The sequence below is a fragment of the Dietzia sp. MNB45 genome, from assembly GCF_051994785.1.
In the GTDB taxonomy this organism is placed as follows: domain Bacteria; phylum Actinomycetota; class Actinomycetes; order Mycobacteriales; family Mycobacteriaceae; genus Dietzia; species Dietzia kunjamensis.
Map to the genome: position 1 here is coordinate 1,607,501 of NZ_CP163397.1, position 24,851 is coordinate 1,632,351.

Annotated in this window: 23 protein-coding genes, 1 tRNA gene and 2 rRNA genes (1 of these 26 cut by a window edge); all 26 read left to right on the forward strand. The window is 69.7% G+C overall.

The features are described 5' to 3' along the window. A 23S ribosomal RNA gene (locus tag AB5G72_RS07740) occupies window positions 1-2,292 on the forward strand; it begins 804 nt to the left of the window's first position. Window positions 2,293-2,380: 88 nt separating this feature from the next. Further along, window positions 2,381-2,497: ribosomal RNA gene (gene rrf / locus AB5G72_RS07745) — 5S ribosomal RNA — on the forward strand. A 108-nt stretch (window positions 2,498-2,605) separates the two neighbouring features. Then, window positions 2,606-3,691 (forward strand): hypothetical protein, encoded by a 1,086-nt coding sequence (locus tag AB5G72_RS07750; protein ID WP_440221363.1) that lies wholly within the window; start codon window positions 2,606-2,608, stop codon window positions 3,689-3,691. A gap of 5 nt (window positions 3,692-3,696) precedes the next feature. Then, a complete protein-coding gene (locus tag AB5G72_RS07755) occupies window positions 3,697-4,695 on the forward strand; it encodes an HAD-IIA family hydrolase (protein WP_185950577.1) in 999 nt (332 codons plus the stop codon). Window positions 4,696-4,705: 10 nt separating this feature from the next. Further along, on the forward strand, window positions 4,706-4,918 hold the full coding sequence (locus tag AB5G72_RS07760; RefSeq protein WP_119191625.1) for a hypothetical protein: 213 nt from the start codon (window positions 4,706-4,708) through the stop codon (window positions 4,916-4,918). After that, a complete protein-coding gene (locus AB5G72_RS07765; protein WP_067715729.1) occupies window positions 4,918-5,739 on the forward strand; it encodes a TlyA family RNA methyltransferase in 822 nt (273 codons plus the stop codon). The genes AB5G72_RS07760 and AB5G72_RS07765 overlap by 1 nt, the downstream gene beginning before the upstream one ends. After that, window positions 5,736-6,665, forward strand: a complete 930-nt coding sequence (locus tag AB5G72_RS07770; protein ID WP_185950576.1) for an NAD kinase — start codon at window positions 5,736-5,738, stop codon at window positions 6,663-6,665. Before AB5G72_RS07765 ends, AB5G72_RS07770 begins: the two co-directional genes overlap by 4 nt. Window positions 6,666-6,674: 9 nt before the next feature. After that, window positions 6,675-8,420 (forward strand): DNA repair protein RecN, encoded by a 1,746-nt coding sequence (gene recN / locus AB5G72_RS07775; RefSeq protein ID WP_440221364.1) that lies wholly within the window; start codon window positions 6,675-6,677, stop codon window positions 8,418-8,420. 58 nt (window positions 8,421-8,478) lie between these two features. After that, on the forward strand, window positions 8,479-9,651 hold the full coding sequence (gene steA / locus AB5G72_RS07780; RefSeq protein ID WP_440221365.1) for a putative cytokinetic ring protein SteA: 1,173 nt from the start codon (window positions 8,479-8,481) through the stop codon (window positions 9,649-9,651). Beyond that, window positions 9,648-10,580: a copper transporter gene (locus AB5G72_RS07785; protein WP_440221366.1), complete on the forward strand. Its 933-nt coding sequence runs from the start codon at window positions 9,648-9,650 to the stop codon at window positions 10,578-10,580. The genes steA and AB5G72_RS07785 overlap by 4 nt, the downstream gene beginning before the upstream one ends. Before the next feature lie 58 nt (window positions 10,581-10,638). Further along, window positions 10,639-12,468: a CTP synthase gene (locus AB5G72_RS07790; RefSeq protein ID WP_120283077.1), complete on the forward strand. Its 1,830-nt coding sequence runs from the start codon at window positions 10,639-10,641 to the stop codon at window positions 12,466-12,468. A gap of 5 nt (window positions 12,469-12,473) precedes the next feature. Continuing rightward, window positions 12,474-13,043 carry an NUDIX domain-containing protein gene (locus tag AB5G72_RS07795; RefSeq protein WP_120283079.1) on the forward strand — a complete coding sequence of 190 codons (570 nt, stop codon included), beginning with the start codon at window positions 12,474-12,476 and terminating at the stop codon, window positions 13,041-13,043. 16 nt (window positions 13,044-13,059) lie between these two features. Beyond that, entirely contained in the window at window positions 13,060-14,010 is a 951-nt protein-coding gene (locus AB5G72_RS07800) for a site-specific tyrosine recombinase XerD (RefSeq protein ID WP_253003551.1), read from the forward strand. Between the two features lie 102 nt (window positions 14,011-14,112). Further along, window positions 14,113-14,988, forward strand: coding sequence for a ParA family protein (locus AB5G72_RS07805; protein ID WP_185950627.1), 876 nt, complete (start codon window positions 14,113-14,115; stop codon window positions 14,986-14,988). Between the two features lie 7 nt (window positions 14,989-14,995). After that, window positions 14,996-15,841, forward strand: coding sequence for a segregation and condensation protein A (locus AB5G72_RS07810; protein WP_067715751.1), 846 nt, complete (start codon window positions 14,996-14,998; stop codon window positions 15,839-15,841). Next, window positions 15,832-16,545: an SMC-Scp complex subunit ScpB gene (gene scpB / locus AB5G72_RS07815; RefSeq protein ID WP_440221367.1), complete on the forward strand. Its 714-nt coding sequence runs from the start codon at window positions 15,832-15,834 to the stop codon at window positions 16,543-16,545. The genes AB5G72_RS07810 and scpB overlap by 10 nt, the downstream gene beginning before the upstream one ends. Next, entirely contained in the window at window positions 16,469-17,311 is an 843-nt protein-coding gene (locus AB5G72_RS07820; protein ID WP_244294358.1) for a pseudouridine synthase, read from the forward strand. Before scpB ends, AB5G72_RS07820 begins: the two co-directional genes overlap by 77 nt. After that, entirely contained in the window at window positions 17,308-18,033 is a 726-nt protein-coding gene (gene cmk / locus AB5G72_RS07825; RefSeq protein ID WP_440221368.1) for a (d)CMP kinase, read from the forward strand. Before AB5G72_RS07820 ends, cmk begins: the two co-directional genes overlap by 4 nt. After that, window positions 18,033-19,499, forward strand: coding sequence for a ribosome biogenesis GTPase Der (gene der, locus AB5G72_RS07830; protein WP_407336090.1), 1,467 nt, complete (start codon window positions 18,033-18,035; stop codon window positions 19,497-19,499). Before cmk ends, der begins: the two co-directional genes overlap by 1 nt. A 71-nt stretch (window positions 19,500-19,570) precedes the next feature. Beyond that, window positions 19,571-19,644, forward strand: a tRNA-Pro gene (locus AB5G72_RS07835). Between the two features lie 185 nt (window positions 19,645-19,829). Further along, window positions 19,830-20,456, forward strand: a complete 627-nt coding sequence (locus tag AB5G72_RS07840; protein WP_407335949.1) for a DUF4178 domain-containing protein — start codon at window positions 19,830-19,832, stop codon at window positions 20,454-20,456. Then, window positions 20,453-21,043 carry a DUF2617 family protein gene (locus AB5G72_RS07845; protein ID WP_440221369.1) on the forward strand — a complete coding sequence of 197 codons (591 nt, stop codon included), beginning with the start codon at window positions 20,453-20,455 and terminating at the stop codon, window positions 21,041-21,043. Before AB5G72_RS07840 ends, AB5G72_RS07845 begins: the two co-directional genes overlap by 4 nt. Then, window positions 21,040-21,459 carry a DUF4247 domain-containing protein gene (locus AB5G72_RS07850; protein WP_185950568.1) on the forward strand — a complete coding sequence of 140 codons (420 nt, stop codon included), beginning with the start codon at window positions 21,040-21,042 and terminating at the stop codon, window positions 21,457-21,459. Before AB5G72_RS07845 ends, AB5G72_RS07850 begins: the two co-directional genes overlap by 4 nt. A gap of 43 nt (window positions 21,460-21,502) precedes the next feature. Then, window positions 21,503-21,955 (forward strand): DUF350 domain-containing protein, encoded by a 453-nt coding sequence (locus AB5G72_RS07855; RefSeq protein ID WP_271800054.1) that lies wholly within the window; start codon window positions 21,503-21,505, stop codon window positions 21,953-21,955. Window positions 21,956-21,977: 22 nt separating this feature from the next. After that, window positions 21,978-23,579, forward strand: a complete 1,602-nt coding sequence (locus AB5G72_RS07860; protein ID WP_440221370.1) for a polyamine aminopropyltransferase — start codon at window positions 21,978-21,980, stop codon at window positions 23,577-23,579. A 115-nt stretch (window positions 23,580-23,694) separates the two neighbouring features. Beyond that, window positions 23,695-24,834, forward strand: coding sequence for a hypothetical protein (locus AB5G72_RS07865; RefSeq protein WP_440221371.1), 1,140 nt, complete (start codon window positions 23,695-23,697; stop codon window positions 24,832-24,834). Window positions 24,835-24,851: the final 17 nt, after the last annotated feature.

Below are 24,851 nucleotides of genomic sequence, written 5' to 3' on the forward strand. Positions count from 1 at the left end.
GTGGAGGCGCGAACCCACTTAGGTTGAAAACTGAGGGGATGAGTTGTGGGTAGGGGTGAAAGGCCAATCAAACTCCGTGATAGCTGGTTCTCCCCGAAATGCATTTAGGTGCAGCGTCGCATGTTTCACCTCGGAGGTAGAGCTACTGGATGGCCGATGGGCCCTACAAGGTTACTGACGTCAGCCAAACTCCGAATGCCGAGGTGTGAGAGTGCGGCAGTGAGACTGTGGGGGATAAGCTTCATAGTCGAGAGGGAAACAGCCCAGATCGCCGGCTAAGGCCCCTAAGCGTGTACTAAGTGGAAAAGGATGTGGGATCGCTGAGACAGCCAGGAGGTTGGCTTAGAAGCAGCCACCCTTGAAAGAGTGCGTAATAGCTCACTGGTCAAGTGGTCCTGCGCCGACAATTTAGCGGGGCTCAAGTACACCGCCGAAGCCGCGGCATTCATACAATAACCTCCTCCGGGCAGGTGTATGGATGGGTAGGGGAGCGTCGTGTGGCCATAGAAGCGCCGGAGTGATCCAGGCGTGGAGGCCACACGAGTGAGAATGCAGGCATGAGTAGCGAATGACGAGTGAGAAACTCGTCCGCCGAATGATCAAGGGTTCCTGGGTCAAGCTAATCTGCCCAGGGTGAGTCGGGACCTAAGGCGAGGCCGACAGGCGTAGTCGATGGACAACGGGTTGATATTCCCGTACCCGTGTATGCGCGCCCATGGTGAATCAGTGATACTAACCGCCCTGAACGTCCTAGAGCATCCTTCGGGATGACGTGGACCGGATGCGCGGGACCTGAACTGGTAGTAGCCAAGCGATGGGGTGACGCAGGAAGGTAGCTGGGCCAGTCAGTGGTTGTACTGGTGTAAGAGTGTAGGCCGTGACATAGGCAAATCCGTGTCACATCAAGGCTGAGACTTGATGCATACCCGTTGTGGGGAATTCAGTGATCCTATGCTGCCGAGAAAAGCCTCTAGTGAGTTCATACACGGCCCGTACCCCAAACCGACACAGGTGATCAGGTAGAGAATACCAAGGCGATCGAGAGAACTGTGGTTAAGGAACTCGGCAAAATGCCCCCGTAACTTCGGGAGAAGGGGGACCACGCCCGGTGACGATCCTTGCGATCTGAGCTGGGGGTGGTCGCAGAGACCAGAGAGAAGCGACTGTTTACTAAAAACACAGGTCCGTGCGAAGACGTAAGTCGATGTATACGGACTGACGCCTGCCCGGTGCTGGAAGGTTAAGAGGACCGGTTAGCCGCAAGGCGAAGCTGAGAATTTAAGCCCCAGTAAACGGCGGTGGTAACTATAACCATCCTAAGGTAGCGAAATTCCTTGTCGGGTAAGTTCCGACCTGCACGAATGGCGTAACGACTTCTCTGCTGTCTCGACCACAGACTCGGCGAAATTGCACTACGAGTAAAGATGCTCGTTACGCGCGGCAGGACGAAAAGACCCCGGGACCTTTACTATAGCTTGGTATTGGCGTTCGATTCGGTTTGTGTAGGATAGGTGGGAGACTGTGAAGCATGCACGCCAGTGTGTGTGGAGTCGTTGTTGAAATACCACTCTGATCGTATTGGACGTCTAACCTCGGCCCATGATCTGGGTTAGGGACAGTGCCTGGTGGGTAGTTTAACTGGGGCGGTTGCCTCCTAAAGAGTAACGGAGGCGCCCAAAGGTTCCCTCAGCCTGGATGGCAATCAGGTGTTGAGTGCAAGTGCACAAGGGAGCTTGACTGTGAGACTGACACGTCGAGCAGGGACGAAAGTCGGGACTAGTGATCCGGCACCGGCAAGTGGAAGCGGTGTCGCTCAACGGATAAAAGGTACCCCGGGGATAACAGGCTGATCTTCCCCAAGAGTCCATATCGACGGGATGGTTTGGCACCTCGATGTCGGCTCGTCGCATCCTGGGGCTGGAGTAGGTCCCAAGGGTTGGGCTGTTCGCCCATTAAAGCGGCACGCGAGCTGGGTTTAGAACGTCGTGAGACAGTTCGGTCTCTATCCGCCGCGCGCGTAAGAAACTTGAGGAAGGCTGTCCCTAGTACGAGAGGACCGGGACGGACGAACCTCTGGTGTGCCAGTTGTTCCACCAGGAGCATCGCTGGTTAGCTACGTTCGGAAGGGATAACCGCTGAAAGCATCTAAGCGGGAAGCCTGTTCCAAGATGAGGTTTCTCACCACCTTCGCGTGGTTAAGGCCCCCCACAGACCATGGGGTTGATAGGCCGGAACTGGAAGCGCAGCAATGCGTGCAGGTGACCGGTACTAATCGGCCGAGGGCTTACACACAAACAGCCCAAAAAGTTTGAACGCGTCCACTGTGCAGTATCTGAAACAACACACCCACGCCCAAAGCGTGGGCCTTGTTTCACAGAGTTACGGCGGCCATAGCGGCAGGGAAACGCCCGGTCCCATTCCGAACCCGGAAGCTAAGCCTGCCAGCGCCGATGGTACTGCACTCGTGAGGGTGTGGGAGAGTAGGTCACCGCCGAACACAACTTAAAGACCAGCGGGAGGGACTATATGTTCCTCCCGCTGGTCGCATTTGTACCCTTCTACCCACTCCAGTGCCGGTCCGTCCGGTGCACGTAAGGTGAACGACGTGAACGAACCTCGGCCCGAGAACACCGACCGCTCGCCCCGACGCGGCGACCGCGACGTACCCCGCCGGGGAGATCGGGCTCCACAGGAGCGTCGTAGAGACAACAGCTCGTACGGCGAGCGCCGCGGAAAGCGCTACGACGGCTCGGAGACAGGCCGGTCGGACGGTGCGAAGCAGGCCGATCGACAGGATGCACGTCCGCGTTCCGCCGGCGACGGCACCGCACGTCGCGGTGCCGGCTCCGACGGCGGAGGCGGTCCGCGACGGGCCCCCGTCGGCGGTCGCGGCGGCGGAAACCGACGCGACAGCGGAGACCGACGCGGATCCGGCGCCCCGGGCGGGGCCCGGCGAGGTGGCCGGCCCGGCGACGACCGTAGATCGGAGGGGCGTCCCGGTCAGGAGGCACGCCAAGCGGCCAGGGCCGACGAGCCGCAGCTGCCCGATGACATCGAGGCAGGCGACCTCGACCCAGAGATCCGCCGCGACCTGCGCAGTCTGGACAAGTCCAACGCCGAGTCCGTCGCCAAGCACATGGTGGCGGCCATGTACCTGGTCGACGAGGATCCGCAGCTCGCGCTCGCCCACGGTCGCGCGGCCAAGAACAGGGCCGGGCGCATCGGTGTCGTTCGGGAGACTCTCGGCGTGCTGGCGTACCGCGCCGGCGAATGGTCGGAAGCGCTGAGCGAACTCCGGGCGGCCCGCCGGATCTCCGGCGGGCCGGGCCTGCTGGCGATGATGGCCGATTGCGAACGAGGCCTGGAGAGGCCCCAACGTGCCATCGAACTGGCCCGTGGGGAGGAATCGAGGATGCTCGAGGGGGACGAGCTCATCGAACTCCGCATCGTGGAGGCCGGTGCCCGGGTGGACATGGGCCAGTTGGACGCTGCCCTGGTGACCCTCCAGGACGCCGGCCTCGACAAGGACGCCCGCGGTGAGTCCGCGGCGCGTCTCGACTACGCCTACGCCGAGGTGCTGCTCGTCGCCGATCGCAAGAAGGAGGCGGCCGACTGGTTCGGTCACGCCGTCACCGCGGACCCCGAGCAGACCACCGACGCGGAGGCTCGTCTCGCGGAGCTCGAGGCGTAGGTCAGTTGAGCTCCCTTTCGCTGGCCGCACGGCACGACGCCCTACTCGTCGATCTCGACGGCACTCTCATCCGCGGTAGCCAGCCGATCCCGGGGGCCGCGGAGGCGCTCGCGAACGCGGGGCTCCCCGTGGTCTACGTGACGAACAACGCGAGCCGCTCGCCCAGGGACACCGCCGACCATCTTCGGTCGCTCGGCTTCTCCGCCGGTGCCGACGACGTCATGACCAGCGCGCAGGCCGCGGTGGTGATGGCTGCGGACCATGTCGATCCCGGTGCCAGGGTCCTGGTGGTGGGACACGACAGTTTCCGCGACCTCGCCCGGCAGGCCGGGTACGAGGTCGTCCTGTCCGCCGACGACGATCCGGAGGTCGTCCTGCAGGGACTGTCCCGGGAACTGACCTGGTCGGATCTGGCCGAGGGATGTCTGGCGATCCGTCGGGGTGTGCCCTGGGTCGCGTCCAACGTGGACGCCACGTTGCCCACCGAACGAGGCCTGCTCCCCGGGAACGGGTCCCTGGTCGCCGCCCTCCGTGCGGCGACCGATCGCGAGCCCCTGGTCGCGGGCAAACCGGCCGCCGGCGTGTTGACCGCCGCCGCGGATCTGGTCGGTTCCACCCGCCCGCTGGTTATCGGTGACCGCCTCGATACGGACATCCAGGGTGCGGTCGCCGCCGGGATGCCGTCGCTCATGGTGCTGACCGGCGTCCACGGCGTCGACGATCTCCTGGTCGCGGATCCCGACAGCCGGGCCACCTACCTGGCGGACGATCTCTCCGCACTGTCTGCCTCGGCGGAGGCCAGCCGGATAGACGCCGCAGTGGAGTTGGACGGAACGGTCGAGAACGGTGCCCTGCACCTGACCAGCGCGCCGGAGGCGCTCGATCGGCTCGATCTCGCCCGTGCGGTGGTCAGACTGGCGTGGCGTCACGAGTCGAAGGCATTCCGGGCGGCCGACGAGGGTCTGCGATCCCGGCTGGCGGGTGCAGGCCTCGGCGTCGGCTAGCGTGTAGGCCGTGACGACCCCCGGACCACAGCCACGCCCCGGGCCCGCGGGCCCCGACACCGACGAACTCCGCTCGACGTTCGACGATCTGCTCGCCGATTCCGTCGGGGGCCAGGGCGCTGGACCGGACGGCTCATCTGTCCGGGACGACCAGGTGGCCGCCCTCGACGCCGCCCACGAGCTCCTCGCGCAGGCGCTGACGGCGCTGGACAGTCGGCGCTGATGGTCGCGAAGCGGATGCGGCTGGACGCTGAACTGGTTCGCCGCAAGATCTGTGACAGTCGGGAACGCGCCCGTGATCTCATCGATTCCGGGCGCGTGATCGTCAACGGGGTGGCAGCCACCAAGCCCGCGACCCAGGTCGAGCCGACCACATCGATCGCGCTCACCGCCTCCGATGAACCGGACTGGGCATCCCGCGGAGCCCACAAACTGGTCGGAGCCCTCGAGGCGTTCTCCGACGTGCCGGTCTCCGGAGCTCGGTGTCTCGACGCAGGCGCGTCGACCGGCGGGTTCACCGATGTCCTGCTCTCGCGTGGCGCCACCCGCGTCGAGGCGGTGGACGTGGGGTACGGACAGTTGGTGTGGCGCCTGCGCAGCGACGAGCGCGTGGGCGTGCACGACAAGACCAACGTCCGCTCCCTGACCCCGGACGACATCGGTGGCCCGGTGGACCTCGTGGTCTCCGACCTGTCGTTCATCTCGCTCGCACTCGTCCTGCCCGCGCTCGCAGCGTGCGTGCGCCCGGGAGGCGACCTGTTGCCGATGGTCAAGCCCCAGTTCGAGGTGGGCCGCGAGCGTGTCGGCCAGGGCGGTGTGGTGCGCGACCCGGCACTGCGGATCGAGGCGGTCACCGGTGTCGCCCGGGCTGCCGCGGCACTCGGACTGGAGCCGCTGGGATGCGTCGCCAGCCCGCTCCCCGGCCCGTCCGGGAACGTCGAGTACTTCCTCCACCTCCGTAAGGTCGGCGCGGGAGAGCGACTCGAGATGAGCGCCGAGGCGCAGCAGGCCATACGGACGGCAGTAGAGGAGGGCCCGCAATGAACGGCACGCCCGGACCGGTGCACTCGCGCAGGATCCTGCTCGTCCCCAACGTCGCCCGGCAGGACATCGTCGCCACCGTCGCCCAGGTGGTCGACGCGTGCGCGACCAGGGGCATCGCGGTACGGATGGTGGAGGGCACCAGCGAGAGCGTCGCCACGGGGGCGGGCGTGGAGACGGTCCCTGACATCCCCGAGGCCGCCGAAGGGTGTGAACTCGTCCTGGTCCTCGGTGGTGACGGCACGTTCCTGCGCGCCTGCCAGTACGCCAACGCCGCGGACGTGCCGATCCTGGGGGTCAATCTCGGACACATCGGCTTCCTCGCCGAGTCGGAGGTCTCCTCGCTCAGTGGCGTCGTCGAGCAGATCGCGGCGAAGGACTACAGGGTGGTCGAACGGATGACGGTGGAGGCCACCGTCATCCACGGGGACACCGTCCTGGCCCGGGACTGGGCACTCAACGAAGTCAGCATCGAGAAGGTCTCCCGGCAGGGCGTCCTCGAGGCGTCCGTGGAGATCGACGGCCGACCGGTCAGTGACTACGGCTGTGACGGCATGTTGGTCTCCACGCCGACCGGGTCGACCGCCTACGCGTTCTCGGCCGGCGGGCCGATCGTCTGGCCCGAACTCGACGCCATCCTCGTGGTCCCCAACAACGCCCACGCGCTGTTCGCCCGTCCGATGGTCGTGGCACCCTCCTCCAGGGTCGCGGTGGAGACCGGGGTGCATTCCGGCCCGGCAGTGGTGGTGGTGGACGGACGACGCCTCGTCGACGTCCCGCCGGGCAGCCGGGTCGAGGTGGTGCGGGGCGCGCGCCCGGTCAAGTGGGTCCGACTGGACGACTCGCCGTTCACCGACAGACTGGTCACGAAGTTCGAACTGCCCGTCACCGGGTGGCGTGGGCGGTCCGCTGTCCGGCCCCTCACCTAGGGTGGGTGCGTGCTCACGGAACTTCGGATCAGCGGCCTCGGCGTCATCGACGAGGCCGTGGCCGATTTCTCGCCCGGGCTGTCGGTGCTCACCGGCGAGACCGGCGCGGGCAAGACGATGGTGGTCACGGGACTGAGGCTCCTGGCCGGAGGGCGCGCGGACCCCGGGCGTGTCCGGCGCGGTGCGGAGAAGGCACTCGTCGAAGGGCGCTTCGACCTGGCCGCGACGGCCACCATGGACGCCGCCGACCGACGCGACCTCGACGAGTTGCTCGAGGACACCGACGTCGAACTCGACGAGGACGGCAGTGTCATCGCCGCACGCCGGGTGGGTGCGGACGGCCGTTCGCGTGCCCGGCTCGGGGGGAGGTCTGTCCCCGCCGGGACCCTCGCCCGCTTCTGCGCGCCGGTGCTGGCCGTGCACGGCCAGAACGATCAGCTGCGTCTGCTCCGTCCGGACAGGCAGCGAGACGCCGTCGACGCCCACGGTGGGGACGAGGCGCGGGCGGCCCTCGACGCCTACCGCGACACCTATCGGCTGTGGCGGGACGCCGAGCGTTCACTGGCGGAGCGCACCGGTCGGGCTCGTGAGCTGGCCCGGGAAGCCGACCTGCTGCGGATGGGACTCGAGGAGATCGATGCCCTGGGGCCCGAGCCCGGGGAGGAGGCCGAACTCGACGCCCGCATCCGCCGACTCACCGATTCCGAGGAACTGCGAGAGGTCGCGGGGCAGGCCCACGACGTCCTCGCCGGTGACGGCGAGACCAGCGAGCCGGTGGTGGGCGTCCTCGACCAGTTGAGGCACCGTCTGGCCGCTGCCGGTGACCCCGCGCTCGACCCGATCGCAACCAGCATCGGCCAGGCCGTCGCGGCGCTCGGAGATGCCGCGACCGAGCTCGGCCTGTACCTGGCCGAGCTGCCGGTCGACGCGGCGGACCTCGACTCGGCAATGGAACGACGCCACGATCTCAGGGCGTTGACCCGGAAGTACGGCACCGATGTCGACGACGTGCTCGCGTGGGCGGACAGGGCCCGTACGCGGCTCGGTGAGGTCGACACCTCCGACTCCGCCGTCGCCGAACTCCGTTCCACCGTGGAGCGCCTCGCTGCCGAACTCGACGAGCGCGGAGCCACACTGACGCGCATCCGACGCGCCGCCGGGGACGATCTCGCGGAGAGGGTGTCCGCCGAGCTGGCAGAGCTGTCGATGGGCGGGGCCCGGCTCGTGGTCCGGGTCACCCGATCAGGCGAAGGCCTCGACGGCGCCTCGGAGTCGGGTCTCGACGACGTCGAGCTGGCGCTCGACGGGCCGTCGGGCATCGTCCCGCTCGGCCGAGGCGCGTCGGGAGGCGAGCTGTCGAGGGTGATGCTCGCGCTCGAGGTGGTGCTGGCCGAGAGATCCGGGGGAGGGACCCTGGTGTTCGACGAGGTCGACGCGGGAGTGGGCGGCCGGGCGGCGTTGAGCATCGGTAAGCGGCTGGCCAGACTGGCCAGAACCCACCAGGTCATCGCGGTGACCCACCTCGCCCAGGTCGCGGCGTACGCCGACACGCACCTGGTCGTGCACAAGGACACCGGCGCCGGGGGATCGGACGGGGTCGTCTCCGGGGTCACGGCGGTCGCCGACTCCGATCGGGTGACCGAACTCGCCCGGATGCTCGCCGGTATGGAGGACACCGACACAGGTCTGGCACATGCGCGGGAGTTGCTGGAGAAGGCACAACGGGAAAAGTCTCAAGCTCAAGTCGACCGTTAATCCGACACGCCGGGCAGACCTCCCTGGTCACGTGAATCACACGCGTGATACTCGGCGCATGAAGATGTCGGGTCTGCTCAGCCGTCGTTCCACTGACCTCGCCGGTGTCGTGGGCACCGTCCGCCAGATCGGGGTGGGGTCACAGGTCCCCAGGAAGCTCGGCGCCAAGGACGTCGCCGTGCTCGATCTCAACCGCGCGCCCGCCGACACCGCCCGCGCTCTCGTCGACGCCGGGGTGGCGGCAGTGGTGCACGTGCCCCGTCAGGGGGAGGAGATGCTCCCCCGCGCCGCGTTCCGGATCCTCGCCGCGTCGACGATCCCGGTCATCGAGGACGCGGACCTGTCCGGGGTCGCCGACGGGACCCGGGTGCGGATCGACGACGGTGTCGTCTACTCGGTCAAGTCGGAGGACGAGATCACGAGCGGCCGCGAGGTGGACTCGGCCACGCTCCTCGCCGAGGTGGACACCGCGGAGAGCGGGTACGTCGAGTCGGCGCTGGCGCACCTGGCCAACGCCACCGAGTTCCTCAGCCTCGAGCACCCGCTGCTGCTGGACGGCGAGGGCCTCCCGTCGATCGACGTCGACTTCACCGACCGTCACGTCGTGGTGGTCACCGGTGACGCGGCCGCGCGCGGCCAGCTCGCCGAGCTCAAGCCGTTCATCCGGGAGTACCGACCGCTGTTGGTCGGCGTGGGTGCCGGCGCGGAGTTCCTGCGCTCCGCTCGGCTGATGGCCGACGTCGTCGTCGCGACCCCCACGGACGTGTCCGACGAGGTCCTCACCGACGGCGCCGTCCTGGTGGTGCCCGCCGACCGCGACGGGCGCGCGGAGGGCCTCGAGAGGATCACAGAGCTCGGACTGGGGGCCACGACATTCCCCGCCGCCGCGACCGCGAGGGACATGGCGCTGCTGCTGGCCTACCACGGGGGCGCCGAGATGATCGTGGTGACCGGCGACGACAGGGGGCTCGAGAACGCGTTCCGCGACTCGTCCGCGCCCTCGTCCACGATGGTCGACACGACCGTCTCCTCCCGCCTGGTCCACGCCGATGCCTGTGCGACCCTGTACCGGTCGCGGGGCGCCGGGATCGGGCTCGCCCTGGTCGTACTCGCCGCCCTGATCGCGGTGGCCGCGGTCGTGGTGGCCCGCGACGCCGCCGCGGACATGCTCATCTGGGCCGTCGAGACCTGGAACTCCTTCGCGCTCTGGGTCCAGGGGCTCTTCCGTTGATCTCCCTGCGTCGCCACGTCCTGACGCTGGTGGCCGTGTTCCTCGCTCTCGCGGTGGGGGTCGTCCTCGGGTCGACGTCCGTGGCGACGTCCATCAGGGACGCGGTGGTCGAGCGTGAGGAGACGACAGCGGCGCGGCTCGAGGCGTCGCAGGAGGATCTGGCCGCGGAGCGGATCGCCGTCGACCGACTCGACTCGCTGGCGGGAGACCTCACCCCGGTCGTCGTGGACGGTCGGCTCGACGGGAGGCCGGTCCTGACGATCGTGGCACCCGGAGCCTCCGACGAGGACGTCTCCGCGGCGCGCGAGGTGATCGACGCGGCAGGCGGGATCGACGCGGGCCGCGTCACCCTGACGGACAAGGCCGTCGACCCGGAGGCGGACGCGGAGCTCCAGGCGCTCGTCGCGAACCTGCCCATCGGGACCGCCCCGTCCGCTGACGCGGACTTCGGTACGCAGCTGGGCACGGCGCTCGGTCGCGCGGGGCTGCTGCGCGCCGAGGACGCGGAACCGCACCTCGAGGACGACGACCGGGAAACGGTCCTCACCACCCTCGCGGATGCGGGGATCATCGGCTACGAACCCGGGACCCTTCGGCCCGGACAGCTCGTGTTGGTCGTGACCGGGCCCCGGGACGAGGAATCGACCGGGGTCCGTGTCGCCGCCCTGGCCCGCACCCTCGACGGTGAGGGCGCCGGCGCGGTGGTCGCGGTGCGGACGGGCGACTCCGGGGGACGCGACGCGGTCAGCATCCTGCGGTCCTCGGCGGAGGAGGACGTCTCGACCATCGATGACGCCGGTACCGAGGCGGGACGTCTGGCGACGACGCTGGCGCTGGCGGAGCAGCTCGACGGCGGGCAGGGTCACTACGGGCTGAGGCCGGACGCGACCGCCGCGGCGCCGTCGCTCCCCCCGACGCCGGAGCGGTGATAGCCTGAAGCCCCGTGGGGTGCACCGGAGCCACACCAGCATTCATCCATTCCGGCGTATGGACACGGGAGTCCCCTTGGCACTGAACCGAACCGCATCGCGGTCCGAGACCAAGCACATCTTCGTCACCGGCGGCGTGGCGTCGTCCCTGGGCAAGGGGCTCACCGCCTCGAGTCTCGGGCAGTTGCTCACCGCCCGCGGTCTCCGCGTGACCATGCAGAAGCTGGACCCGTACATCAACGTGGACCCCGGCACGATGAACCCCTTCCAGCACGGCGAGGTGTTCGTCACGGAGGACGGCGCCGAGGCCGACCTGGATCTCGGTCACTACGAGCGCTTCCTCGACCGCGACCTGGACGCGAAGGCCAACGTCACCACCGGGCAGGTGTACTCCGCGGTCATCGCCAAGGAGCGCCGCGGCGAATACCTCGGTGACACCGTGCAGGTGATCCCGCACATCACCGACGCGATCAAGGACCGCATCATCGCGATGGGCGACCCCGACGACCAGGGGCGTCGCCCCGACGTGGTCATCACCGAGGTCGGCGGGACAGTGGGCGACATCGAGTCCCAGCCCTTCCTCGAGGCGTGCCGGCAGGTCCGGCACGAGGTGGGCCGCGAGAACATCTTCTTCCTCCACGTGTCCCTGGTCCCGTACCTCGCGCCGTCGGGTGAGCTCAAGACCAAGCCCACCCAGCACTCGGTGGCGGCGCTGCGCTCGATCGGCATCGTCCCCGACGGGTTGATCCTGCGCTCGGACCGGGACGTCACCGACGGGCTCAAGGCCAAGATCGCGCTGATGTGCGACGTGGACCTCGAGGGCGTCGTGTCCACCCCGGACGCCCCGAGCATCTACGACATCCCCAAGGTGCTGTTCAACGAACACCTCGACACGCACGTCATCAGGCGTCTCAACCTGCCGTTCCGGGACGTGGACTGGACCGTGTGGGGCGACCTGCTCCAGCGCGTCCACGAGCCGCGCGAGGAGGTCGAGATCGCCCTCGTGGGCAAGTACATCGACCTGCCCGACGCCTACCTCTCCGTCACCGAGGCACTGCGCGCCGGCGGCTTCGCGCACCACGCCCGGGTGAACATCCGGTGGGTCGAATCCGATGCCTGCACCACCGAGGCCGGCGCACGCGAGGCGCTCCGGGGCGTGGACGGCATGCTCATCCCCGGAGGGTTCGGGATCCGCGGCATCGAAGGCAAGCTCGGCGCCATCTCCTGGTCCCGCAAGAACCGCATCCCGCTGCTCGGGCTGTGCCTCGGTCTCCAGTGCTCGGTGATCGAGGCTGCCCGCTCGGTCGGGCTCGAGGGCGCCTCCTCCACCGAGTTCGACCCCGATGCCGAGCACCCGGTCATCTCGACCATGGCCGATCAGGTGGACGCGGTCGCCGGCAACGCCGACCTCGGCGGCACCATGCGTCTGGGCTCCTACCCGGCCACGCTCACCAAGGGCTCGGTCGTGGCCGAGGCGTACGGGTCCACCGAGATCACCGAACGTCACCGCCACCGCTACGAGGTCAACAACGCCTACCGCGACAGGATCGCCGAGTCCGGCCTGATGTTCTCGGGGACCTCCCCGGACGGGCACCTGGTCGAGTTCGTCGAGTACCCGCGCGAGCAGCACCCGTTCTTCGTCGCCACCCAGGCGCACCCGGAGTACAAGTCGCGTCCGACCCGCCCCCACCCGTTGTTCGTCGCGTTCATCAAGGCCGCGCTGGACTACGAGAACGAGATGCGACTGCCCGTCGAACCGTGGCGCACCGGTCAGAGCGGGGACTCCGGCCCGGAGACCGTGGACGCACCGGACGCCAAGACGTCCAGCGTGCGTGCCGACGAGGTGGACACCGAGGCGGCCTCCGACACCCGCGCGGACGGGAGCTGACCGGCGTGTCCGAGCGCGGTGCCCCCGGGACTCACGACTACCGGACCGTCGCGAGCCGTGAGATCTTCGACGGTCGCGTCGTGCGGCTGCGTGTGGACACCCTGACCATGCCGGGCGGGGGCACCGCCGACCGGGAGATCTGCGGTCACGACGACGCCGTCGCGGTGATCGCCCTCGACGACGACGACCGGATCACCCTCGTCCGGCAGTACCGGCACGCCGTGGGGGAGCGACTCTGGGAACTGCCCGCGGGTCTGTGCGATGTCGACGGCGAGGAGCCCCTGGCGACCGCGCGCCGTGAGCTCGTCGAGGAGACCGGTCTCGAGGCCGAGCACTGGCGCCCGGTGATCGAGATGGTCCCGTCCCCGGGGTTCTGCACGGAGCGCGTCCACGTGTACCTGGCCACCGGTCTCCGCGAGGTCGAGCGCCCGGAGGCGGAGCACGAGGAGGCGGACATGGAGGTCGCGCGCATGCCGTTCGCCGAGGCCGTCGACGCCGTGCTGGACGGCCGGATCGTCAACGGTATCGCCGTGGCCGGCATCCTCGCGGCCCGCACGGTGATCGACCGGTCCTGACGGAATCGGACCCCCGGTGACCTCGGAGGGCGGCGCCACCGTGCAGATCCGCGGGTATCTGGACCACCTCGCCGTCGAGAAGGGGGCCTCGGCCCACACCCTGGCCGCGTACCGCCGCGACCTGGAGAAGTACCACCGCTATCTCGCGGCTGCGGGCGTCGACGACCTGACGTCCGTGACCGAGGCGCACGTGGAGGAGTTCCGCACCCGGTTGGCCACCGCCGACCCGGACGAGGGACGGAAGGCCCTGGCCCCCAGCTCGATCGCGCGGACCATGGCGGCGGTCCGCGGTCTCCACCGGTTCGCCACCCGTGACGGGGTGACCGCCCTCGACGCGGCCGCCGCCGTCACCCCGCCCCGTCCGCCGCGGCGGCTCCCCAAGGCACTGCCGGTCGACCGGATGATCGCGGTGATCGAGGCGGCCGGCGCCACCGAGACGGACACCGACCCCGCACGCCTGCGCGATCGCGCGATGCTCGAGTTGCTCTACGCCTCCGGTGCCCGGGCCGCCGAACTCGTCGGGCTCGACGTCGACGACCTCGACGGTCTCGACCACCCGGACGGTGGAGCGGTGATCCTGCGGGGCAAGGGCGGCAAGGAGCGGGTCGTCCCGGTCGGGCGTCCGGCGTGCGAGGCGGTGGGGGCCTATCTGGTGCGTGCCCGACCCGCGCTCGCCACCCGAGGGGGCCCGGCCCTGTTCCTCAACGCCCGCGGTGGGCGCGTCACCAGGCAGACCCTGTGGAACGTGGTGTCGGTCGCGGCACGACGCGCCGGTGTGCAGCAGGACGTCTCACCACACTCGTTCCGGCACTCGTTCGCCACCCATCTCCTCGACGGCGGGGCGGACATCCGTGTGGTCCAGGAGCTGCTGGGACACTCCTCGGTCACCACCACGCAGGTGTACACCCTCGTCACCGTGGACACGCTCCGAGAGGTCTGGGCCGAGTGTCACCCCCGGGCACGGTAACGTGACCGTGGATACGGCCCGGCGCGCTCGACACGGCACGGTCGAGACGGCACGGGTGAGACGGCGAGGAGAGGAGACGCGGTGGCGCTGAACACTGGGGCGATGGACCCCGCGTTGTTCTCCCGCGCCGAGCTCCTGGGCGCCGACGACCCGGCGGCCGGCGAGGGGTTCTCCGCGATCCCCGAACCGGAACCACTGTCCTCGCACGGGCCCGCCGTGGTGTTGTCGATGTGCAACCAGAAGGGCGGCGTCGGCAAGACCACCAGCACGATCAACCTCGCGGCGGCACTGGCGGAGTACGGCCGCAGGGTGCTCGTGGTGGATCTCGATCCCCAGGGGGCGCTGTCCGCGGGCCTGGGCATCCCGCACCACCAGCTCGATCTCACCGTCTACAACCTGCTCGTGGACAACTCCGTGTCGACGGAGGAGGTCCTGGTCCGGACCCGTGTCGAGGGCGTGGACCTCATCCCCGCCAACATCGACCTGTCGGCCGCGGAGATCCAGCTCGTCAACGAGGTCGGTCGCGAGCAGGCGCTCGGCCGCGCCCTGTACCCGGTCCTGGACCGCTACGACTTCGTCCTGGTGGACTGCCAGCCGTCGCTGGGCCTGCTCACCGTTAACGCGCTGGCGTGCTCGGACGGCGTGCTCATCCCCATGGAGTGCGAGTACTTCTCGCTGCGCGGGTTGGCGCTGCTGACGGACACGATCGACAAGGTGCGCGACCGCATCAACCCCCGACTGCACCTCACAGGCATCCTCATCACGATGTTCGACCGTCGGACGGTCCACGCCCGCGACGTGCTCAGCCGGGTCGTGGAGGTGTTCGGAGACAAGGTGTTCGACACACTCGTCACCCGCACCGTCCGGTTCCCGGAGACCACCGTCGCCGGCGAGCCGATCACCACGTGGGCTCCGAAGTCCGCGGGTGCGCAGGCCTACCGCGCCCTGGCGCGCGAGGTCATCCAGCGCGGCAGGTGACCGGGCGGTGACCGGCGTCGGGCCCCCGTCGGGTCAGGACCCGGTCGGGTCGGCGACGGAGGTCGGGGACCCGCGGGCGTTCACCGTCCACCTGACCAACTTCACCGGTCCGTTCGACCTGCTGCTGGGGCTCATCGACTCCAAGCGCCTCGACGTCACGGAGGTGGCCCTCCACGCCGTCACCGACGAGTTCATCGCGCACACCCGCCGCCTGGGCACGGAGGCCGGGCTCGAGGAGGTCACCGAGTTCCTGGTCGTCGCGGCGACACTGCTCGACCTCAAGACGGCCCGACTCGTCCCGTCCGGCGAGGTCCAGGATCCCGAGGACCTGGCCCTGCTGCAGGCCCGGGACATGCTCTTCGCCCGCCTGCTGCAGTTCCGGGCGTTCCGTCAGGTCGCGGAGCTGTTCGGTGAGCTCGACCGCACCGCGCGCCACGCGTACCCGAGGACGGCCGGGCCCGACGAGGAGTTCCTGGGACTGCTCCCCGAGGTGGAGCTCGGGGTGGATCCCGACCAGTTCGCCACCATCGCCGCGGTCGCGTTCCGGCCGCGGCCGGTCGACGAGGTGGGGGTGGGGCACATCCACGCCCCCGTCGTCTCGGTCCCCGAGCAGGCGGGCCGCGTCCTCGAGCTGTTGAAGTTCCACGGCGAGGGTCGGTGGGTGGACTTCCGCGACCTGATCACGGGGTGCGACGACTCCCTCGTCGTCGTCGCCAGGTTCCTCGCCCTGTTGGAGTTGTACCGGGCGCGCGCGGTCGCGCTCGCCCAGGACGAGGCACTGGGGGACCTGTTGGTGAGGTGGACGGGCGTGGACGCCGACGAGGTGACGAAGGGAAGGGACGAATGGACGTGAGCGACGTGTCGGGGCCCGGCGACCCCGAGCCGGTGGCGATCGGGGACGACGACGAGCCCGGTGTGCCGGGGCCGGAGGGGCCGCCGCTCCGTGCCCGGCTCGAGGCTCTGGTGCTGGTGGTGGACCAGCCGACACCGGAGGGCCTGCTGGCCGCGGCCGCCGGGGCGACGGTCGCCGAGGTTGACGCGGAGTTGCGGGCGTGGAGGGACGAGCTCACCGCCGCGGGGAGCGGGATGGACCTGCGGCGCACCGGGGACGGGTGGCGTCTCTACACCCGTCGTGAGCTCGCGCCGTACGTCGAGCGACTCCTCACGGACGGCACGAGGTCCACCCTGACCCGGGCCGCGCTGGAGACGCTCGCCGTGATCGCCTACCGGCAGCCGGTCACCCGTTCGCGGGTCGCGGCGGTCCGCGGGGTGAACGTCGACGGCGTGATGAGGACACTTGTGGCGCGCGGGCTGGCGGTGGAATGCGGCACAGATGCGGACACCGGGGGCATCCTGTATAGGACCACAGAGCTATTTCTGGAAAGATTGGGACTCACGTCGCTCGACGAGCTGCCGGACATCGCCCCGTTGCTGCCGGATGTCGACCTGGTCGACGAGATGAGCGACGACCCCGCGGACGATCCGCGGATCCCACTGGGGCGGCGCCGAACCGCGGCGCCCGACCCCACACCCCGAGACGACGACGAAGAGATGTGACGTTTTCATGACTGAATCCGCTGGCCGAGACGGCGCACCGGTCCGCCTCCAGAAGATCCTGGCCCAGGCCGGGGTCGCCTCCCGCCGGGCCTCCGAAGAGCTCATCGCCCGGGGGCGGGTGGAGGTCGACGGCAAGAAGGTGCGCGAGATGGGCGTCAAAGTCGACCCCGCCACGGCGGTCATCCGCGTGGACGGCACCCGCATCGTCCTGGACGACACCCTGGTCTACCTCGCGCTGAACAAGCCTCGTGGTTACCACACGACCATGTCCGACGAGAAGGGTCGGCCCTGCGTCGGCGACCTCGTCGCGGACCGCGTGGACGCCGGACAGCGACTGTTCCACGTCGGGCGTCTCGACGCCGAGACCGAGGGCCTGCTCCTGGTGACCAACGACGGCGAGCTGGCGCACCGCCTCATGCACCCGTCCTACGAGGTCTCCAAGACCTACATGGCGACCGTCACCGGCGTCGTGGGCAAGGGCGTCAACAAGCAGCTCCGCGCCGGGGTGACGCTGGAGGACGGACCCGCCAAGGTCGACCAGTTCTCGATCCTCGACGTCCACGACGGGCGCTCGCTGGTCAAGGTCGTGCTCCACGAGGGTCGCAAGCACATCGTCCGGCGGCTGCTCGCCGAGGTCGGGCACCCGGTCGAGGCGCTCGTCCGGACCCGGTTCGGGGCCATCGCGCTCGGTGACCAGCGCGCGGGCACCTTCCGCAAGCTGGGCCGAAAAGAGGTCTCCGACCTGTACGAGGCGGTCGGCCTGTGAGCGTCCCGAGCGCCCCGGCCGCGCGTCGACGTATCGCGATCGACGGCCCCGCCGGCACCGGGAAGTCCACCCTGGCCCGCACGCTGGCCCGGCGGATCGGCGGCGCCTATCTCGACACCGGCGCGATGTACCGGGTGGCGACCCTGCAGGTCCTGCGCGCCGGGATCGACCCGGAGGACGCGGCCGCCGTGATCGCCGCGACCGCCGACCTCCCGCTGGAGATCGGCACCGACGCCGGAGCCGAGCGCGTCCTGCTGGCCGGTGAGGACGTCAGCGACGAGATCCGCACCGCCCGCGTCACGGCCGAGGTCTCGGCAGTCTCCGCCGTACCCGAGGTCCGCGAGAACCTGGTCCTCCTGCAGCGGCGGCTGGCCTCCAGCGGGGGCACCGTCGTCCTCGAGGGGCGCGACATCGGCACCGTGGTGCTGCCGGACGCCGAGGTGAAGGTCTACCTCACCGCCAGCCCCGAGGTGCGCGCCCGGCGCCGCACCGACCAGGACCTCGCCGCCGGCCGCGAGGCCGACTACGACGAGGTGCTGGCCGCCGTCATCGAACGCGACCGCAAGGATTCCACTCGCGCCGCGAGCCCGCTGCGGCCCGCCGACGACGCCGTCGTCATCGACACCTCAGACCTCACCCTCGACGAGGTGCTCGACCGCCTGGTCGCGCTCGCCGAGGGAATCCACGCGTCGCACGGCGCCACCGCAGAAGGGAACGCATGATGCCGACCAACGAGGATAACCCCGAGTTCGACCTGCCCGCCGGTCCCGGTGAGGAGACCATCGAGGACGGCTGGAATGACGACACCGACTGGGAGGCGGTCGCCGCGGAGTTCGCCGACGAGATCGGGGCGGTCACCGAGGGCGTGGAGATCCTTCCCACCGTCGCGATCGTCGGCCGACCCAACGTCGGGAAGTCCACCCTGGTGAACCGCATCATCGGCCGCCGGGAGGCCGTCGTCGAGGACGTCCCGGGCGTCACGCGCGACCGGGTCTCCTACGAGGCGCTGTGGAACGGCCGCACCTTCATGGTGCAGGACACCGGTGGCTGGGAGCAGGACGCCAAGGGCATGCACCGCTCCATCGCGCAGCAGGCCGAGATCGCCATGGGCACGGCCGACCTCATCGTGCTGGTGTGTGACGGCACGGTGGGCATCACCGCCGCCGACGCCACGGTGGCCAAGAGCCTGCGTCGGTCCGACACCCCGGTCATCCTCGCCGTCAACAAGGTCGACAGTGAGAAGGCCGAACTGGAGGCGGCCGAGTTCTGGTCCCTCGGCCTGGACGAGCCCCACGCCATCTCCGCCGCCCACGGTCGCGGCACGGCGGATCTCCTCGACGAGATCCTCCGGCAGCTGCCGTCCAAGGCGAGGATGCGTGAGGCCACCAACGTGCCGCGCCGTGTCGCGCTGGTCGGCAAGCCCAACGTCGGTAAGTCGAGTCTGCTCAACAAGCTCACCGGCGAGGAGCGCTCGGTGGTCGACAACGTCGCCGGTACCACCGTCGACCCCGTCGACTCACTCGTGGAGCTCGGCGGACGCACCTGGCGGTTCGTGGACACCGCCGGCCTGCGCCGCAAGGTCAACCAGGCCTACGGTCACGAGTACTACGCCTCACTGCGCACCCGTGGAGCGATCGAGGCGGCCGAGGTGGTCGTCCTCCTGCTCGACGCCTCGGAGCCCATCACGGAGCAGGACCTCCGGGTGATCTCCATGGTCGCCGACGCCGGCCGTGCGCTGGTGATCGCGTTCAACAAGTGGGACCTGGTCGACGAGGACCGACGGTACGACCTCGACAAGGAGATCGACCGCGAACTGTCGCGGGTGCTCTCCTGGGCGCACCGTGTCAACATCTCCGCCAAGACGGGCCGCGCCCTGGCGAAGCTGGTGCCGGCGATGGAGACCGCGCTCGACTCGTGGGACAAGCGGATCCCCACCGGGCCGCTCAACACATGGATGAACGAGGTCGTCGCTGCGACCCCGCCACCCATGCGCGGCGGACGCCTGCCCCGCATCCGGTTCTGCACCCAGGCCACCACCCGGCCGCCGACGTTCGTGTTCTTCTCCACGGGCTTCCTCGAGGCCGGGTACCGCCGCTTCCTCGAGCGCCGCCTGCGTGAGACGTTTGGTTTCGACGGCTCCCCGGTCAGGGTGAACGTCCGGGTCAAGGAGCGCCGCCAACGCAAGTGACCAGGCGATTTCGGCCCGGGCGAGGGGGTGCGCTAGTCTGAGCGAGTCGCCGCGTGAGCCGCGGTGGCGGACGGGCTGTGGCGCAGCTTGGTAGCGCACTTGACTGGGGGTCAAGGGGTCGCAGGTTCAAATCCTGTCAGCCCGACACAGAGTGGACGAGATCAGGGCCGGTTTCCCGAGAAGGGAGCCGGCCCTGAGCCCATTTCGGGGAGATGGACTCGCCTCGCGTGAACCGGGAGCCTCCCACGGAGCCTGGTGGGTTAGCCTTTCCTGGTCAGGAAGCGGCGGCCCGGGTCGACCGTCGATCATCGATCCAGGAGTGGATGCGCGGTGGGAGAGCTACTCGTCATAGTGGGGTTGGTGGTCGCGGTGGTCGCGATCATCGGGATCATCGTCAAGGCCCGGGGCGGGAAGAGGCCTGCCACGGCCGCGGCCCGCCGCGACCCGCTGGCCGCCGACCAGCCGATCCACGGATTCGGACCGCGTGAGCTCGGCCCCGGCGCGATCGTCGCCTACGGCGGTGTCGACTACGTGGTGCGTGGATCGATCACCCTGCGCCAGGGCCCGTACGTCTGGTGGGAGCACCTCCTGGAAGGCGGGGACGGTGCGCAGTGGCTCGGTGTCGAGGAGGATGAGGGGACCCTCGAGCTGACCTGGTGGACCACCCGGAAGGGCCTCGGCGTCAGTCCCGGGTCCGAGGTGATCGTCGACGATCGTGTCCATCGTCTCGAGGAGTCGGGCGAGGCGGACTACTCGTGCGAGGGGACCACCGGCCTGCCCGAGCGCGGTCGGATGCGCTACCAGGACATGCGGACCGGGGACGGTAGTTCGCTGCTGTCGTTCGAGAACTGGGACGGGGCGGGCTGGGAGGTCTCGACCGGCCGTCCGATGTCGCGGGGCGAGCTGACCGTCTACCCGGCGCCCCCTGCGGCCGGCGACCCGGACTACAGGCGGTGACCGTGCACGACCTCGTCGCGGAACCGAGCGACGTCGCGGCCGCCGCGCTCGGGTACCGGGTCAGCGTGGAGCCCGAGCGGGACGCCCTCGTCTCGACCGTCCTCGAACACCCGGTGCACCACATCGCTCTACGCCTGTCGATCCTCGGTGCGTCACACGCCGTGACGCTCGTGATCGACGGACGCGATGCGATGACCGAGGAGGTGTCCTGCCGCGCGACGACCGCCGGGGGCGCGCCGTTGCCGGCCGAGGTGTCCTGCCCCGGCCCATGGGGTGTGCACCACCTGCGCGGGGCCACCGAGACGCTCTCCGCCGACGCATTCGGGGAACTGGTGGATCGCCTGACCGCGCTCGCGGCAGCCGATCCGACCGTGCTCGCGGGACGGTTCCCGGGCTCTGAAGGGGCGCTCACGGTGGTGGCCACGACGCCGGACGACACGGGCTGGTCGTGGGATACCTGGCACCTCTACCCGGCTGGAGACGACTCCGGCGAGAGTGGTGGCGACGTCGTCGCCACCACGTCCCGGGTGCACGTCGCCGGGATGAACGGCGCCGGGGTGGACGGTGCAGAGGGGGTGGCCTCGTGAAGCCCTACCGCGGGTGGATCATCGCGCTCGTCGCCGGACTGTGCGCGGTCCTGCTGGGCCTCGTCCTGGTGGGGTCCGGCACGAATGCCGTGCGTTATGTCCGTGAGAACTACACCCCGGTGGCCGGCGCGTCCCAGACCTACGAGTGCCGGGGCGACCGGGACTCCACGGCGAGGGACATCAGCAACCACGAGCGGCCGGACGCCGACCAGCTGAACGAGGACACCCGGTACCTGAGGTACGGGGACGACATGATCGTCGTCGGCCGCTCCGGCGATCTCGCCTGTCGCGTCCAGCTCGACGAGAACTCGCGCACGCTCCGTTCCGGAGGCTTCATCTTCCTCGGCGGGGCCTTCGGCCCGGGCAGCCCGGCCCGGTCCGCCGGGGGCAGCTCCGGCGGGGTCGGCGTGAAGTGACCCACGAGACGCCCACAGACCACCCGAACCCCGAGGAGACACGGTGACCATCGCCGCCGGAACCGCCGACCACGTACCCGAACTCCTGGACGGGATCGGGGTGTCGCTGGCGTACTTCGGCGTCGGCGCCCTGGTCCTCGCGCTCGGGTTCGTCATGCTCGACCTGCTGACGCCGGGCAGCCTGCGCCACCACGTGTTCGTCGACCACCGTCCCAACGCCGCGGCGCTGTTCGTGTCCTCGGCGTTCTCCCTCGCGATCATCGTCGTTACCGTGATGACCAACGCCTCGGACTCCCTGGTGTTGGGCCTGATCGACGTCGCCGCGTACGGCCTGCTCGGCGTGATCTTCCAGGCCGTCACCCTGGTGATCCTGGAACTGCTGGTCCCCGGCAGGTTCCGCGACCTCGTCGGCGCGCCACGGTTCAGCACCGCCGCACTCGCCGTCGCGGCCACACTCCTCGCCGTCTCCGCCGTGAACGCGGCCGCCATTGCCTGACGAGGTCGGCACGGCGGTTCCCGTGCCGACGGAGGCAGACCCCGCCGGACAATCCCGGCCGCGCGCCGGCCGCTGGTGGCGTCCTGTCGTGCTGGCCTCCGTCGCCGCGTGCGCCGCCTGCGGGCTCATCTACGAGCTCGCCCTCCTCACACTCGCGACAACGGTCCAGGGCGGAGGGATCGTCGCCACGAGTCTCGTGGTGGCCGGGTACGTCGCGGCCCTCGGCCTCGGCGCATTGCTGGCCAAGCCGTTCGTCGACCGCCCGGCGTCGAGCTTCATCGCCGTCGAGGCGACGCTGGGGCTCGTCGGTGGGGCGTCTGCCACGGCGCTCTATGTGACCTTCACGACCCTGGGGTCGGACTCGGCGTCGTTGGTGACGCTGGTGGTGGCCACCGCCGCGATCGGCGTGCTGGTGGGCGCAGAGGTGCCACTGCTCATGTCCCTGCTGCAGACCGGCCGCCGGACCGGGTCGGCCGAGGCCGGCCGGGTACTGGCCGATCTCAACGCCGCCGACTACCTGGGGGCGCTCGTCGGGGGACTGCTGTGGCCGTTCCTGCTCCTGCCGTCGTTCGGGATGCAGCAGGCCGCCGCCATCACGGGGGTGGTCAACGTGGCCGCCGCCGCCGTGCTGCTCGCGCTCGCGTTGCGGGGTCTGCTGACCCGGACACAGACTGCCGTAGCGGCGTTGTCGCTCGCACTGGTCGCGGCTCTGCTGGGCACGCTGCTCGCCGCGCTCGACGACGTCACCGAGTGGTCGCGGTCCAAGCTGTACCCGGACCCGGTGCTCTCCCACACCCAGTCCGCCTACCAGGAGATCGTCGTCACGAGGGCGAGGTACAACGGCCGCACCGACCGCCGTCTGTACCTCGACGGCACGCTTCAGTACTCGAGTCTCGACGAGTACCGGTACACCGAGGCTCTGGTCCAGCCCGCGATGGCCGAGCGGCCCCGCGACGTGTTGGTACTCGGCGGCGGCGACGGTCTGGCGGCCAGAGACCTCCTGGCCGTGCCGGGCGTTCGGCGAGTGGTCCAGGTGGAGCTCGACCCGGCCGTGTTGGAGATCGCCCGCACCGAGCTGCGTGCGGACAACCGGGGTTCCCTCGACAACCCGCGCGTTGAGGTGGTGGTCGACGACGCCTTCGCGTGGCTGCGCCGCCGCGGCGACGGCGCCGTGCCGCCGGGCGGCTTCGGGGCGGTGCTCGTGGATCTGCCGGACCCGCGCAACGCCGCGCTGTCCCGCCTGTATTCCGAGGAGTTCTACGGCCTCGTGCGCGGGGTCGCCGGCGATGACGGTCTCATGGTCGTCCAATCCGGGAGCCCGTTCTCCACGCCCCGGCAGTTCTGGCGGACGGTGTCGACAGTGGATTCCGCGGGATGGGGCACGACCCCGTACCACGTTCACGTCCCGACGTTCGGGGACTGGGGTTTCGTCCTGGCCTCGGCCGACGGTGACGCCCCGGATCTCCGACTGCGGCCCGACGTCACCGGCCTGCGATACCTCGACCAGGGGACCCTTGAGGCAGCCGGCCGGTTCGGTCGCGACGTGGCTCAGATGCGACTCGAGCCCTCCACCCTCGACCGGCCCCGGATCCTCGATGACGCCCGACGTGGCTATGAACGCTGACCGGTGTGGAGCCGGCCTGCCACCCGCCGGGGAACACCGGGCCGGGGCCTACCGTTGTAACCGATAGGAATCCCGTGAGAGGAGCCGCGCGCCGGACGCGCGGGCGAGGAGGGGCATGGCCGACGAGCGCACGCCACAGACGGCACGGGACCGGATCGTGTCCGACGTCGACCGGATGTGCCGGGGGGAGGGGCAGGCCCCGGTGGCGGAATTGTCCGACAGGGCCTCGTTGCTAGTGGCCTGCGGGCTGGTCGAGCCCCGCATCGGCGACGTCGTCCTGGCCCGGTTGCACCGCAATCTCCCGTTCCCGACGGTCAACGGGTTCCACCAGGTTCGGATTATCGAGGAACAACGCCACGACCTCCGGCGAATCCTCGGCACCCCGGTGCCGTCCATGTTGCGGATGGCGTTGCGTACCCGGTTGGCGGATCTCGACCGGAGGTATCTCGTCCTGCGGACCGGGTTCACACGGGGTACCGGCGTCTGGGCGTTCCGGGTGAAGGACATCCGCGCCGACCGTCGGCGCGGTGTGCACCTGGACACCGATGACCGCGGCCGGTTGTTCGACGCACTGGCGTCGACGCCGACGATGGCCGCCGTTCCGCTCGTGCCCCGGACCCTCGCAGAACTCGGGACCGTCGCCGCGGCCAGGGGTCAGCGTGAGATGGGCAGGGTGGTGCTGCCACAGCGGGTGCAGTCGGTTGTCCAGTCGCTGCCCTCGCTCCCGCACATCCGGGCGGACCGGCGCCGGATCCCGGAGATGTACACGGCCACGCTCATGGAGGTCGGTGGTCTGTACGACCGGTTGTATCGCGCCTACGCGCGGGGCGGACGGTCGGTCGAGGAGATCCGGTTGCAGTTCGACGCCGAGTCGGAGGTGGTCGGACTCGCCGGGGACCTGTGTCGACTGCGCGAAGCGGCGGCGACGGCCGGGGTGCCGCCTGTCAGCGACGGATTCACCACCCTGACCGGCATGGGCTCGTCGATCGACGGGGTGTGGGTAGAGGTCGTCGACCGGGCGGTCGCGTTCCGTGAGCTCGTCGAGTCGGTGGAGTCACGGGCGGATGCCGCGGTGGCGGAGGCGGAACGCCTCGCCGGGATCGCGCGCGACAACGGTATGGCATCGCCCGCGACGCCCTACCGCCCCTCACCGGCGGACGTGGTGGCGGAGAATCTCGCGGCCCGGGCGGGGGATCGCATGCTCTCGACGGAGGCCATGCGGCGGTTGCGGGGCCAGATCGACCCGGAGCGCTAGACGCCGTGACCGGCGGG

Bases quoted from the DNA above. Each gene is read 5' to 3' on its own strand.
- AB5G72_RS07765 (WP_067715729.1), top strand. From the start codon at position 4,918: ATGGTCGCGAAGCGGATGCGGCTGGACGCTGAACTGGTTCGCCGCAAG.
- AB5G72_RS07770 (WP_185950576.1), top strand. From the start codon at position 5,736: ATGAACGGCACGCCCGGACCGGTGCACTCGCGCAGGATCCTGCTCGTC.
- steA (WP_440221365.1), top strand. From the start codon at position 8,479: ATGAAGATGTCGGGTCTGCTCAGCCGTCGTTCCACTGACCTCGCCGGT.
- AB5G72_RS07790 (WP_120283077.1), top strand. From the start codon at position 10,639: ATGGACACGGGAGTCCCCTTGGCACTGAACCGAACCGCATCGCGGTCC.
- AB5G72_RS07805 (WP_185950627.1), top strand. From the start codon at position 14,113: ATGGACCCCGCGTTGTTCTCCCGCGCCGAGCTCCTGGGCGCCGACGAC.
- scpB (WP_440221367.1), top strand. From the start codon at position 15,832: ATGGACGTGAGCGACGTGTCGGGGCCCGGCGACCCCGAGCCGGTGGCG.
- der (WP_407336090.1), top strand. From the start codon at position 18,033: ATGCCGACCAACGAGGATAACCCCGAGTTCGACCTGCCCGCCGGTCCC.
- AB5G72_RS07865 (WP_440221371.1), top strand. From the start codon at position 23,695: ATGGCCGACGAGCGCACGCCACAGACGGCACGGGACCGGATCGTGTCC.